We start from the raw sequence: 12,668 nt of genomic DNA, 5'->3' as shown, positions 1-12,668 counted from the left end.
GGTCTCGTCCCTAGGATGGGCGCATCATGTCGCACACCTTCCGCGTCGACCTGCGCGGCATCATCGACCTGCTCAGCCACCACCTCTACAGCAGTCCACGCGTCTACGTGCGGGAACTGCTGCAGAACGCCGTCGACGCGATCACGGCGAGGCGTGAGCTCGACCCGTCCTGCCCGGCCGAGGTGACGATCACCTGCGGCTCCACGCTGACGATCACCGACACCGGCATCGGCCTGACCGAGTCCGAGGTCCACGACCTGTTGTCCACGCTGGGACGCACGTCGAAGCGGGACGACCTGGGGTTCGCCCGCGAGGGGTTCCTCGGGCAGTTCGGCGTGGGCATGCTGTCGTGCTTCCTGGTCGCCTCCACCGTGACGGTGATCACCCGCTCGGCGCGGGACGGCGGCCCGGCCGTGCGCTGGGAAGCGGACGCCTCGGGCAACTACACCGTGTCTCAAGTGGACGGTGACGTGCCGGTGGGTACGACCGTGACGCTGACGGCGTCGCGCGGCAACGACCACTGGCTCGAAGCCGACGTCGTGCGCCCGCTGGTGGTCGACTACGGCGATCTGCTGCCGGCGGTCGTGACGCTCGACGGCGAGAAGGTGACGCGCGGCGAACGCCCGTGGGACGACGAGGACGCGGACCTCACGGCGTACTGCGAGCAGGTGCTGGGGTTCACGCCGTTCGAGGCGATCCCGATCGAGGTCGAGGCGGCGGGGCTGACCGGGGTCGCGTTCGTGCTGCCGTCGGGGGTGCACCCCGGCACGCGCCAGACGCACCGGGTGTACCTGAAGCGGATGCTGGTCGGCGACAACGTCGAGGGCTTGCTGCCGGACTGGGCGTACTTCGTGCGGTGCGTGGTCGACGCGTCCGCGATCCGGCCGACGGCGTCGCGCGAGTCGCTCTACCAGGACGAGATGCTGCTGGCGGTGCGCGAGGAGCTCGGCGAGCAGATCCGCGACTGGCTGATCCGGCTGGACGCGATCGAACCGCGCCGCGCGGGTGAGCTGCTGGCGGCGCACCACCTGGGGATCAAGTCGCTGGCCCGCTCGGACGACGAGATGCTGCGCCTGGTCGAGCGCTGGCTGCCGTTCGAGACGACGGACGGCGCGATGCCGTTGCGGCAGTTCAAGCGCAAGCACGGCGCGATCCTCTACATCCCCGACGTCGACGAGTTCCACCAGCTCGCCCCGGTCGCGGGCGCGCAGGGCCTCGGCCTGGTGAACGCGGGCTACGCCTACGACCTCGAGCTGCTGAACCGGCTGAGCGCGCTGGACGGGGCCTCCGTCGCGCGCCGGGTGGCCCCGTCGGAACTGCTGGCGGCGCTGGCCGATCCGGAGCCGGAGGTCGAGAAGGCGTTGCGGCTGCGCCTCGCCGAGGGCGCGGGAGCGCTCGACCGGCACGACTGCGACGCGGTGATCCGCGACTTCGACCCGGTCTCGTTGCCCGCGTTGCTGATCAGCAACGCCGAGCAGCAGCGCAAGCTCGACACCGAGCAGACGGCCGAGGAGGTGACGGACCCGCTGTGGGCGGAGCTGCTCGGCCAGCTCACCGCCGGGTCCGAGTCCGGCCGCGCGGAACAGCTGGTGCTCAACTCGCGCAACCCGCTCGTGCAGCGGCTCGCGCGGCTGACCGACCCGGCGCTGGTGGAGCTGACGCTCGAATCCCTGTACGTGCACGCCGTCCTGCAGGCTCGGCGGGCGATGCGACCGAAGGACACGGCGGCGCTGAACCGCTCGTTCCTGGAACTGCTGGACCGCGCTGTCGGAGGTAAGTGACCATGTCCGACTTCACCGCTGAGGACGCGGAAAGAGCGTTCCTCGACGCCTACAACATGCCCACGGGCATGCCCAAGCACGAGGCGCTGGAACGGGCCGCGCGGATGGCCGACTCGCTCGGGCACGTGCCGCTCGGGGTGTCGTGCCGGATCGCGCAGATCGACTCCGGCTACCACCTCGCGCGCTACGACCTGCTGCTGTCGCCGTTCGCGTGGCTGCTCGCGGTCGAGCAGAAGGAGCCCGAGGCGTTCAACGACTACGAGCTGCACCGGCTGAGCTGGTCCCACAAGTGGATCTTCTCCGGGCTGCTGCGGGACCCGAAGTTCTCGCTGGAGCAGGTGCGGTCGGTGCTGGGACAGCTCGCGGACCGCTACAGCAGCCTCGGGTTCGCGGCGCAGCCGGTGCACGGCGCGCGGGCCAAGTACGCGCAGCACGTCGGGGACGAGGCGGGGCTCGCCGAGCACCTGGGCCGCTACCTCGCCGCGGAGAGCGGGCCGATGTCGGACTGCGCGTCGTGCGTCACCGAGGGCCAGGTCTCGATGCTGTCGCGCCTCGGCCGGCACGAGGAGGCCGTCGCGCACGGCTTCGAGGGCCTGTCGGTCGACACCGGGTGTTCCACGCAGCCGCAGGGCATCCTGTCGGCGCTGCTGTGGCCGTTGCTCAAGACCGGCGACCTGGAACGGGCCGCGCACGCGCACACCACGGCGTACCGGTTGATCAAGGACGACGAGATCACCTCGTACGTGCACGGGCACATCCGGTTCTGCGCGCTGACGGGCAACCTCGCGCGCGGCGAGGAGATCCTGCGCCGGTCGCTGCACAAGGTGACGGCGGTGCAGCTGCCGTCCGACGAGATGTCGTTCTGCACCAGCGCTTCCGTGCTGCTGCAACGGCTTCCGGCGGACACCTCGTTCGAGGTGCCCGGCGTCGGCACCCGCACGGCCGCCGAACTGCTCGACCGGCTGACCAGGCGGGCGACCCAGCTCGCGAAGCAGTTCGACGCCCGCAACGGCACGACGTCGTGGCTCGACCAGCTCACCGAGACGCTGGCCCTCGAGGACTACCCGGCCGTCGAACTCGCCGTGCCCGCCGCCGGGCCGGCCGCGCCCGTCGAGGAGGAGGTCGTCTCCGGTGACCCGGTGGAGATCGCCGAGTCGATGGTCGAGCTGTTCGGCCGGGGCGAGTTCGTGCAGGCGAGCCGGATGCTCGCCTCGTTGCCCGAGGACATGGACTCGTTGCTGCCGCCCGATCTCGCGGCGCACGCGGGCGTCCGGCGGATGACGACCGGTCTGGTCCCGTTCGACCGGGCGAAGTTCGACGAACTGCTGACGGCGCTGCCCAAGGACCTCGCGCTGCGCCACCAGGCCCGCATCGCGGAGCAGCTGGAGGACGGCAGGGAGATCGCCGAGCGGTGCCTGGCCGAGGCCGAGTCCGACCACACGCGCATCGTCGCCGCGTTGTCCCTCGCCGAGATCTTCGACGACGCGCACGAGCACGACAAGGCCGACGCGATGATCGCGCTCGCGTCCTCTTTGGACGTTCCGGTGCTGCGGGCACAGGTCGCCATCGAGGCAGCGGAGCACAAGGCCCGCCGCCAGGACGTCGAGAGCGCCTACGAGGACATCGTGGCGATCACGGCCGGCGAGATGACGCCGAGCGCGCGGTTCAACGCCTTCCGCGTGCGGCTGCGCCTGGAGACCGTGCTGCGCAAGACCGACGAGGCCATGGCGACGGCGAAGGCGTTCGTGGCGGCGTTCCCGCTGCCCATCGGCGCCGAGGCGCTCTGGTACCAGGTCGGAGCCATCCAGGAGCTGGACCAGGAGTCCGCGCACCTCGCCGAACTGCGCGACGCGGTGGCGATCTCGCGCGTGCACCTCGGCCACGGCCACACGGCGGCGTTCTGCTTCACGCTGAGCGCCGGCTACGTGCAGACGAACCGGTTCGTCGAGGCCGCCGAGGTGCTGGAGGAGTCGCTGCGGCTGCTGCAGCCCGGCCAGGAGGACCTGCGCCTGCAGGTCGTGTTCCGGCTCGGCCAGGTCTGCCGCCAGCTCGGTGAGCTCCCCGCGGCCGAACGGCACCTGCGCGAGGCGGCCGAACTGCTGCCGGCCGACGAGATCGGGCGGCGGGCGTTCCTGCTCGACGCGCTCGCCTCCGTGCAGAGCAGGCTCGGCAAGCACGACGAGGCAACGGCCTCGTGGCGCGCCGGCGCCGCGTTGTGGCACCAGGAGGGCAACCTCTTCGAGGCGATCGGGTCGCTGGTCGAACTGGCCTCGAACCTGCCGGAGGACGAGATCACCGAGACGCGGGCGGCGCTGGACGAGGCCGAGGCGTTGCTGGTCGAGGTCGAGGACCAGCAGGAGGTCACCCGGCGCAGCGCCGAGATCGCCGCGATCCGTGCGTGGGTGCACGGCCAGGTCGGTGAGTTCGCGCTCGCGATGAAGCAGTACCGCGACGCCGAGGCGCTGGTGGTGTCGCTGGGCGACAAGGGATGGCGGGTGTTCGTCGTGCTGAAGGCGGCGAGCATGCTGCTGCGCTCGGACGACGCCGAGGGCGCCGAGGTCGAGGCGCGCCGGGCCGCGTCGCTGCTGCCCGACGACGAGCAGGCCGGGAACGTGCTCTCGGTGCTGTCGGAGGCGATGCGGCGCCAGAACAAGCCGTCCGGCACCGATCCCCTCGTGCGTGAACTGACCGCTCGGCTGGACTAGTCACTCGTTCTCGGTCGCCTCGACGCGCTTTTCGTCGAGGCGACCTCGGATGCAGTGGCTTGTGGTCATGACATAGCGGTCGCCTTTTCGTAGGCGACCGCGAACGCCTCATCGGCCGGCACCTGGATGTGCGGGACGACGCCGACGCCTTCCCAGTTCGTGCCCGAGATCGGGTTGATCGCGCGGCCGTTCGGGATCGACGACTTCAGGTGCGGGCCGACCCGGTAGCGGTCGCCGGGGTGCGCGCCGCCCTTGGTGGTCTCGCCGATCAGCGTCGCGCGCTCGTTCTGCTGGAGGTTGTAGCTCAGCTCCTCCGCGCCGGAGAACGTGCGGGAGCTGGTGAGCACGTAGACCGGCTTCTTGCCGCCGAACTTCGGCCCCGGCACGTGCGGCAGCGTCCAGAACTGCTGCGTGGTGTCGTCCGGGCGGTTGTAGATGTCGTTGAGGTGCACCGGTTCGTCGAACAGGTAGCTGCAGACCAACGCGACCGTGTGCGGGTCGCCGCCGCCGTTCTTGCGGAGGTCGATGATCAACGCGTCGGTGTGCGCGATCAGGTTCATCGCGGCGATGATCGCCGGGGTGGCGATGTCGGCGTCGTGCAGCAGGCTGAGTTCGAGCAGGCCGACGTTGCCTTCGAGGCGTTCGAGCTTGCGGATGCCGAACGCGTCCTGCTCGGCCTCCTTCCGGTAGGCCACCGGGTCCCAGGCCGACTCCTGGTCGGACTCCGGCACCTCCGCGGCGCTGTAGAGCAGGCGGAGGTGCTTGTCGCCGTTGACGGACTGGAGGTCCGCGGTCACCGCCGCCGCGAACGCCTCGTCGTCGTCCACAGTGGAGTAGGCGCCCTCGTCGAGGCGGGCGCGCAGGACCTTCGCGATCTCGTTGGCCGTGTCCGGGAAGACGTAGTAAGAGGCGAGCTGGGAGCAGAGGAGTTCGATCTCGGGTTCGCGCACGGGGCGCACAGTAACCGCGCGCCCGGTGCCCGTCAGCTCAATTCCGTTGATCCCGCGCGGAGCCGTAGAGGCAGACCGCGGCGGCCGTCGCGAGGTTCAGGCTCTCGGCGGCGCCGTACAACGGCACCTTGAGCGAGGTGTCGAGCTCGGCCTTCACCTCGTCGGGCAGGCCGTGCGCCTCACTGCCGAACACCCACGCGGTGGGGTGCTTCAGATCGCCCGCGACGGAGGCCTCGACGAGGTCCTGCCGCGCGTAGCCGTCGGCGCCCACGAGCCGCAGACCGGCCTGGCGGCACGCCGCGAAAACTTCGGACGCGTCGCGGGAGCGGGCGATCGGCAGGTGGAAGAGCGAGCCGGTGGAGGCGCGCACGCACTTGCCGTTGTGCGGGTCGACCGTGTCGCCCGCGAAGATCACCGCGTCGGCTCCGGCCGCGTCGGCGACCCGCGTGACGGTGCCCGCGTTGCCGGGGTCGGAGACGCCGTAGAGCACGGCGACGAGGCGCGGCGTGCCCTTCAGCGCGACGTCGAGCGGCTGCGGCACGGCGTCGCAGACCGCGACGATGCCTTGGGGCGTCACGGTTTCCGACAGCGAGTCGGCCGCCTTGTCGGTGACCTCGCTGATCCGGACACCCTGGTCCGCGGCCGCGTCGAGCAGCTCGGGGTTTCGGTCGGCGGCGGTGGCGGTGACGAAGAGTTCGTGCACCTCGCCGCCACGCCAGGCGAGGGCCTCGCGCACGGCCTGGGCGCCCTCGACGAGGAAACGACCGGCCTTGTCGCGGCCCTGGCGGCGCGTCAGGTGGCGAGCAGCAACGACCCGAGGCGTCCGTTCGGTGAACGGATCTGCCTCGGGTCGGTGGTGCTTGCGAGCGTGCTGGCTCAGGCCCTGTCCCCGGCCGGAGCGTTCACGTCGGCCGGGAGCGCCTTGCGGGCGATCTCGACGAGCGCCGTGAAGGCGGTGGCGTCGTGGACGGCGAGGTCCGCGAGGATCTTGCGGTCGACCTCGACGCCGCCCAGGCGAAGACCCTGGATCAGGCGGTTGTAGGTCATGCCGTTCGCACGGGACGCGGCGTTGATGCGCTGGATCCACAGCTTGCGGAAGTCGCCCTTGCGCGCACGCCGGTCGCGGTACGCGTAGTTGAGCGAGTGGAGCACCTGCTCCTTGGCCTTGCGGTACAGCCTCGAGCGCTGGCCGCGGTAACCGCTCGCCAGCTCAAGGGTGGTACGACGCTTCTTCTGGGCGTTTACAGCCCGCTTGACGCGTGCCACGGGTCCATCCTGTCGATCTCATGGGGAACCGGTGTCGGGGACCGGTTCCCGAATTAGCTGGGGGGTGTCGAAGCGGGTCAGAGACCGAGCAGCTTCTTGATGCGCGGGGCGTCGTTCTCCGACACGACCGCGGTGCCGCTCATGCGACGCGTCACCTTGCTGGACTTCTTCTCCAGGATGTGGCGCTTGCCGGCCTTCTCCCGGAGGATCTTGCCGCTGCCGGTGACCTTGAAGCGCTTCGAGGTCCCGCTGTGCGTCTTGTTCTTCGGCATTTCCGTCCTCGTCTCGTGCTACCCACCGGGTCCGGGGGCGGGCGTGCGTCCTACGCCTCTTCCGAAGCGGTGTCATCCGCCTCGGGCGCATCGTCGTCGTGCTTGACCACGCGCGGCTTGATGTTCTTGTGCGGCGCCAACACCATGATCATGTTGCGGCCGTCCTGCTTGGGGTTCGACTCGACGAAGCCCAGCTCCGCGACGTCCTCCGCCAACTTCTGCAGAAGCCTGTAGCCGAGCTCGGGGCGCGACTGCTCGCGACCGCGGAACATGATGGTCACCTTGACCTTGTTCCCGTGCGAGAGGAAGCGGGCCACGTGGCCCTTCTTCGTCTGGTAGTCGTGCGGGTCGATCTTCGGCCGGAGCTTCTGCTCCTTGATGACCGTCAGCTGCTGGTTCCGACGCGACTCGCGAGCCTTCTGCGCGGTCTCGTACTTGAACTTGCCGTAGTCCATGAGCTTGCAGACCGGCGGGCGAGCCTGAGCGGCGACCTCGACGAGGTCGAGATCCGCTTCCTGCGCGAGTCGGAGCGCGTCCTCGATGCGAACGATCCCGACCTGCTCACCATTCGGCCCGACCAGACGAACTTCCGGCACCCGAATGCGGTCGTTGATGCGCGGCTCGGTGCTGACGGGTGCACCGCGGTTCGAGGGACTTGTCATTCACGTCCTTTGAGACTCGTTTGCGCCAAAGACAAGAGCCCCGTCGTCGATGTCGACGACAGGGCCCGCTTCCGACCGATCTCACACCTGCCTGCTCGGACGCCCGTGCGCCCTGACCGCCAGGAGGACCGGACCCGGCCACCTCCAGAAGCGGTGATCGCGGGTGGGAGCGGGGCTCCACTTGCCGCTCTCGCACTAACGAGAGCTGGTCGCGTCGGAAATAGTAGCAGACGCTCTTGTCAACCCCCGAATCGCGGGCCTGTGACGCCGGTCGCCGGGGGCGTCTTGCTTGAATGTCGGCGTGACCGATCCGCTTGAAGACAGCGTCCGCGACCTCGGAGATGTTCCCAGCATCGAGGTCATCAGCCGGGCCGCGGTGATGCTGCTGTCCGCCGCCGCGGAGCGCCTGGGCCTCGCCGACCCGGACCCCGACAACTCCCCGCGCCGCGACCTCGACGAGGCCCGCCGCCTGATCACGGGCCTCGCCGGCCTCGTGACCGCGACGTCCGAGTACCTCGGCCCGCACGCCGCGCCGTTGAAGGACGGCCTGCAGTCGGTGCAGCGGGCGTTCCGCGAGGCGTCGGCGGTGCCGGACGAGCCGGGCCAGGGCCCCGGCGAGAAGTTCACCGGTCCCGTGTACTGACCGGTCCCGCGACGTCCAGCAGTTCGGCTACGAGGGTGAGCTCCACGCAGGTGCCCTCGTAGCCGGGTCCCCGCAGCGCTCGTGCCGCCTCCTGGGCCTCGCTGAGCGAGAGCCCGAGCACGTCCCGCAGCACCTTCGCCACTCCCCGGGTCCCTTCCGGGACCGAGAGGCGGTACGCGCCGTGCTGCGCCAGGAGTTCGGCGCGGAGGTCCGCCGGACCGGCTCCGCGTCCCCGGTCGCAGCCCTGGACGAGGCAGCGGTCGCAGCCCTCGCCGAGTTCCCAGCGCAGCAGCCCGTTCTCCGCGATCTGCGTGAAGCCGCCGGTGCCGGGACCACCGCACGTCCCGCACGGCGCGTTCAGGTCGGCGGACTGCCTGGTCACTCGGCACGCACCACGATCGGTTCCCACGGCTCCGCCCTGACCTGGAAGACCGCGCTGGCCCGTTGCCCGGTCGCGGCGCGGAACGTGATGGCGTCGCCGTTGTGGAGCGGGCCGACGTCGAGGTGCTCGGCCGGTGGTTCGTCGTGCTGCGAGAGCCCGAGCACCCGCGACCCCGGCACCACCGACACGGTGAGCTGCTCGATGACGGCGGGTCCGCCGAAGTAGCTCAGCCGGAACTCGTCGGGCGCGCCGGGCGTGATGGCGAACGTGGGCATGCCGACGCGGCTGCGTTGCGCGGCGAGCGCCCCGACCAGGTCGCTGACCTGGGCCGCCGCCTGCTGTGCGGTGAACTGCGCCTCGTCGGCGAGCATCCGCGCCGCCGCGGCCGCCTCGCTCGACTGCCGCGCCGCCTCCTCCGCCTTGGTGACGGCCTTCTTGGCCTCCTCCACGGCGTTCTTGGCCTGGAAAGCGCTCGCCGTGGCCTGCTCGACGGCCTTGCGGGCGGCCTGCGCCTCCTCCTGCGCCCTGACCGCCTCCTCCTGCGACTGCTTCGCGGCCTCCTGCGCGTGCTTGGCCTCGCGGGCCTGCCACAGCGACACGGCCACCGCGCACATCGCCACCACCGCGGCGATCACCGCCAGCGCGATCACGCCCGCACCCCCACGCTCGCGAGCTGACGCCGGGCCAGCTCCTCGATGACGTCCACGTCCCCGGTCCGCCAGGCGACGGCGGGGTCGCCGTCGAACTTGCCGAGTTCCCGCGGCGACAACGAGGTGAGCGCCCGCAGCGCCAGCAGGTCGGGCTTGTCCCGCAACCGGGCGGTGTTCGCGGCCTTGCGCGCGTACCGCAACCTCAGCGGCAACCAGGTGATCAGCAGGAACAGCACCGGAACCACGACGAGGGCGGCCGCCAGCCAGAACGCGGAGTCCTCGACCACACCGATCTGCGCGTTGCCCGCGCTGGTGAGCGTCTCGCCGGCCTTGGTGCCGTTGCCGAGCGCGCCCGCCAGGTCCTCGCCCACGAAGGGCACGCCCCGAGCCTTGCCGGCGGCGTTCGCGAAGGCGTCCCGGATGCTGCCACCGGCGTTGACCAGGCCGTCCCCGGGAGCCCGCAGTTGGAGCACCCAGTCGTGGGCGGTGGTCGCCACCCAGATCCAGAGGGCGACCCAGCCGACGGCGAGGAGGTCGGCGATCAGCTGACGCGTGAACCTGACCGGTCTGTCCGCGTACCACTTCATGCGCCGAATCGTGTCACGCGTCCGGGTGGTTCAGGTGGCCGACTGCGCCCAACACGGCGTCGATGAACACCTGTGGCGGCTGATATCCGTGGTCCCGCACGTAATGCGCCACCAGGACGGGCGCCGAGTACCGCACCCCGCCCGCCTCGACGTGGATCTCGCCGTTGGCCGTCGGCAGGTCGTCGTAGTCGTCGCCGGACTCGCAGAACCCGCACCAGTGGAAGCCGCGCGCCAGGTTGCGCGGCCTCTTCGCGAGGCGCCACAGCGCGGTGACCAGCCGGTCGGGCACCGGGCCGGCCGGGAAGTCGTGGGGCGGGTCGAGCCAGCCCACGTTCACCATCGGCACGGCCGACGGGAAGTACTCGTACGGCGAGAGGTCCGGGTAGTGCGTCATGCTTTCCCCCGACTCGGCGCAGGCCTGCGCGGCCCAGTGGCGCGCGTCCTCGTGATCGGCCAGCCCGCTGTGGAGCAGCCGGCGGTGACCGTGCCAGAAGGCGTTCACCCGAGCGACGGCCTCCGCCGCGCCCGTCCCCCACTCGTCCCGCACCCAGCCGTCCGCCACGATCCGCGCGAGGCTCGGAGGCAGTTCAGAGATCAAGCTTCCCCCGGAGGAGCGAAACGGGGCGTACCCGGACCTGGGCACGCCCCGCAGCACGGTAGATCAGTCGACGACCGCGAGCGCGTCGATTTCCACCAGCAGACCGGCGGGCAGCCCGACGTACACGGTGGTGCGGGCGGGCGCCGGGTCCGTCACGAACTCGCCGTACACCTCGTTCAGCTCGGCGAAGTGCGCGGTGTCGGTGAGGTAGACGCGGATCATCACCACGTCGTCGATGGACGCGCCACCGGCCGCCAGCACGGCGTGCAGGTTCGCGAACGTCTGGCGGGTCTGCTCGGCGACGGTGGTGCCGACGATCTCGCCCGACTTCGGGTCGAACGCGACCTGACCGGCGACCTGCAGGATGTTGCCCTTGCGCACACCCTGCGAGAAACGGGCCACCGGCTGCGGCGCGTCAGCGGTCTTGATCTCAACCTTGGACAACGGAACTCCCCTTATCGTGGAACATAACCGCATTCGACTGATGCAGCTTCGGCGGTGGCGAGCAGGTCGGGCAGGTGGCCCAGCAGGCCGTCGAAGTCGAGCAGCACCTTCGGCACGGACATCGAGACGGCCGCGAGCACCTCGCCGCGCGCGCCCCTGATGGGCGCGGCGATGCAGTGGATGAAGTCCTCGTGCTCGGAGTTGTCGACCGCGTAGCCGTTGGCGCGCACGCGATCCAGCTCGGCGACGTAAGCCGCGGGCCCGAGGATGGTGTTCTCCGTCAGCTTCGGGAACTCCATGCCCGCCAGCACCTTCTGCAACGCGGGGGCGGGCAGGTCGGCGAGCAGGATCTTCGCGACGGCCGTGCAGTGCAAGGGCGCGCGGCGGCCGATGCGCGAGTACATGCGCATCTGGTGCCGTGACTCGTACTTGTCGATGTAGATGACCTCACCGTCCTCGTAGGACGCGAGGTGGACGGTGTGGCCGAGTCGGGAGTTGAGGTCGCGCAACGCGGGTTCGGCCGCGCGGCGCACGTCGCGTTCCTCCAGCGCCAGGTTGGCGAGGTCGAACAGCGCCGTGCCGAGGCGGTAGTGGTGCACGCCGTCGCGTTGCACGAAGCGGTGCGACTCCAACGTGCGCAACAGCCGCAACGTCGTCGACTTGTGCACACCGATCACGCCGGACAGCTCGTCCAGCGTCTTCGGGCCGCTCGCGAGCTGGCTCACCAGGGTGAGCGCTCTGTCGAGGCTCTGGCTCATCTACACCTCCAGGCGGGCGGACGCCCAGGTCTGCGGGTCGGCGTGCAGCAGCGGATCCGTCACGTCGTCGGGCAGAGGATCTCCGACGTCCTCCGCCGTGAGCAAAGCGGACGCCGCCTGCAGGTGCCCGGCGCGCAGCCGCACCGACGGACCCTCCCCCGCCAAGGTAGCCGCGAGGAACCCGGCGGCGAACGCGTCACCGGCGCCGACCGGTTCCACGACCTCGACCTTCAGCGCCGGTTCGAAGAACGACGCCCCGCCCTCCAGCAGCGTCGCCCCGTCCGCGCCCTGCTTCACCACGAGCGACACCGGGCCGGGCAGGAGCTTCCGCAGCCGCGCCGGATCACCGGTCCCCCACACCAGCTCGGCCTCGTCGGCGCCGGCCAGCACGACGTCGGCCATGTCGGCCAGTTCGCGCAGCACGCGCGGGTCGCGGCCGGTCCACAGCGCGGGCCGCCAGTTCAGGTCGAACGAGATGCGGAACCCGTGCCGCGGCCGTCGCAGCAGCTCACGCATCATCTCGAGGCACGAGTCGGACAGCGCGGGCGTGATCCCGCTGAGGTGCACCAGCTTCACGTGCCCGAGCCCGAGCCGGTCGATCATCTCGAGGCCCATGCCCGACGCCGCCGAGCCGCGCCGGTAGTAGCGCACCGGGCTGCCGTGTGGCGAGGCCTCCTTGACGTACAGGCCGGTGGGACGGTCCGGGTCGATCCGCACACCGGACACGTCGACGCCGAAGCCGCCCACGGTGTCGAGCACCGCCTGACCGAACGAGTCGTCGCCGACCGCGCTGACCCAGGACGCCGGCACGCCGAGGCGCGTCAGGTGCACGGCGACGTTGGACTCGGCGCCCCCGACGGCCCGGTGCCAGGTGCGCACCAGGTGCACGGGTCCGGGTTCAGCCGGAACCATCATCACCATGGTCTCGCCGAGGCACACGACACCGCCGACGTGTTCGAACCGCATGCGT

The 12,668-nt window shown here is 70.7% G+C and carries 15 protein-coding genes; 3 read left to right on the top strand and 12 right to left on the bottom strand.

Annotation, left to right across the window (positions count from 1 at the left end):
* Positions 1 to 26: 26 nt before the first annotated feature.
* Complete coding sequence (locus QSK25_RS16940; RefSeq protein WP_285639332.1) at positions 27 to 1,781, top strand: HSP90 family protein; 1,755 nt, start codon at positions 27 to 29, stop codon at positions 1,779 to 1,781.
* 2 nt (positions 1,782 to 1,783) lie between these two features.
* On the top strand, positions 1,784 to 4,486 hold the full coding sequence (locus tag QSK25_RS16935; RefSeq protein ID WP_285639327.1) for a hypothetical protein: 2,703 nt from the start codon (positions 1,784 to 1,786) through the stop codon (positions 4,484 to 4,486).
* Positions 4,487 to 4,551: 65 nt separating this feature from the next.
* Here QSK25_RS16935 and QSK25_RS16930 read toward each other — a convergent pair whose 3' ends face one another.
* The 5 genes from QSK25_RS16930 to infC form a co-directional block, all read right to left on the bottom strand.
* Positions 4,552 to 5,436: a S41 family peptidase gene (locus QSK25_RS16930; RefSeq protein ID WP_285639325.1), complete on the bottom strand. Its 885-nt coding sequence runs from the start codon at positions 5,434 to 5,436 to the stop codon at positions 4,552 to 4,554.
* Positions 5,437 to 5,473: 37 nt separating this feature from the next.
* A complete protein-coding gene (locus tag QSK25_RS16925) occupies positions 5,474 to 6,316 on the bottom strand; it encodes a TrmH family RNA methyltransferase (RefSeq protein WP_285639410.1) in 843 nt (280 codons plus the stop codon).
* Positions 6,313 to 6,702: a 50S ribosomal protein L20 gene (gene rplT, locus QSK25_RS16920; RefSeq protein WP_285639323.1), complete on the bottom strand. Its 390-nt coding sequence runs from the start codon at positions 6,700 to 6,702 to the stop codon at positions 6,313 to 6,315. The genes QSK25_RS16925 and rplT overlap by 4 nt, the downstream gene beginning before the upstream one ends.
* Before the next feature lie 77 nt (positions 6,703 to 6,779).
* Entirely contained in the window at positions 6,780 to 6,974 is a 195-nt protein-coding gene (gene rpmI / locus QSK25_RS16915; protein ID WP_086663968.1) for a 50S ribosomal protein L35, read from the bottom strand.
* Positions 6,975 to 7,024: 50 nt separating this feature from the next.
* On the bottom strand, positions 7,025 to 7,636 hold the full coding sequence (gene infC / locus QSK25_RS16910; RefSeq protein WP_285639322.1) for a translation initiation factor IF-3: 612 nt from the start codon (positions 7,634 to 7,636) through the stop codon (positions 7,025 to 7,027).
* Between the two features lie 301 nt (positions 7,637 to 7,937).
* On the opposite strand from infC, the gene QSK25_RS16905 reads away from it, so the two are divergent.
* Complete coding sequence (locus QSK25_RS16905) at positions 7,938 to 8,279, top strand: DUF1844 domain-containing protein (protein ID WP_166054225.1); 342 nt, start codon at positions 7,938 to 7,940, stop codon at positions 8,277 to 8,279.
* Here the strand turns inward: QSK25_RS16905 and QSK25_RS16900 are convergent.
* From QSK25_RS16900 to QSK25_RS16870, 7 genes are all read right to left on the bottom strand, one after another.
* The gene (locus QSK25_RS16900) at positions 8,260 to 8,661 is read right to left on the bottom strand and encodes a hypothetical protein (RefSeq protein WP_285639320.1); all 402 of its coding nucleotides are present in this window, start codon (positions 8,659 to 8,661) and stop codon (positions 8,260 to 8,262) included. The genes QSK25_RS16905 and QSK25_RS16900 overlap by 20 nt on opposite strands.
* Positions 8,658 to 9,311, bottom strand: a complete 654-nt coding sequence (locus tag QSK25_RS16895) for a hypothetical protein (RefSeq protein WP_285639319.1) — start codon at positions 9,309 to 9,311, stop codon at positions 8,658 to 8,660. Before QSK25_RS16895 ends, QSK25_RS16900 begins: the two co-directional genes overlap by 4 nt.
* Positions 9,308 to 9,898 (bottom strand): hypothetical protein, encoded by a 591-nt coding sequence (locus QSK25_RS16890; RefSeq protein WP_285639318.1) that lies wholly within the window; start codon positions 9,896 to 9,898, stop codon positions 9,308 to 9,310. The genes QSK25_RS16895 and QSK25_RS16890 overlap by 4 nt, the downstream gene beginning before the upstream one ends.
* A gap of 13 nt (positions 9,899 to 9,911) precedes the next feature.
* Entirely contained in the window at positions 9,912 to 10,496 is a 585-nt protein-coding gene (locus QSK25_RS16885; protein ID WP_285639317.1) for a DUF7919 family protein, read from the bottom strand.
* Positions 10,497 to 10,559: 63 nt separating this feature from the next.
* A complete protein-coding gene (locus QSK25_RS16880; RefSeq protein ID WP_030481733.1) occupies positions 10,560 to 10,940 on the bottom strand; it encodes a RidA family protein in 381 nt (126 codons plus the stop codon).
* Positions 10,941 to 10,951: 11 nt separating this feature from the next.
* Positions 10,952 to 11,698: an IclR family transcriptional regulator gene (locus QSK25_RS16875; protein WP_285639315.1), complete on the bottom strand. Its 747-nt coding sequence runs from the start codon at positions 11,696 to 11,698 to the stop codon at positions 10,952 to 10,954.
* Positions 11,699 to 12,664, bottom strand: a complete 966-nt coding sequence (locus QSK25_RS16870) for a sugar kinase (RefSeq protein ID WP_285639312.1) — start codon at positions 12,662 to 12,664, stop codon at positions 11,699 to 11,701.
* Positions 12,665 to 12,668 lie beyond the last annotated feature (4 nt).

This window comes from Lentzea sp. NBRC 102530, from assembly GCF_030269365.1.
In the GTDB taxonomy this organism is placed as follows: domain Bacteria; phylum Actinomycetota; class Actinomycetes; order Mycobacteriales; family Pseudonocardiaceae; genus Lentzea.
This window is presented reverse-complemented; position numbering and strand designations above follow the sequence as displayed.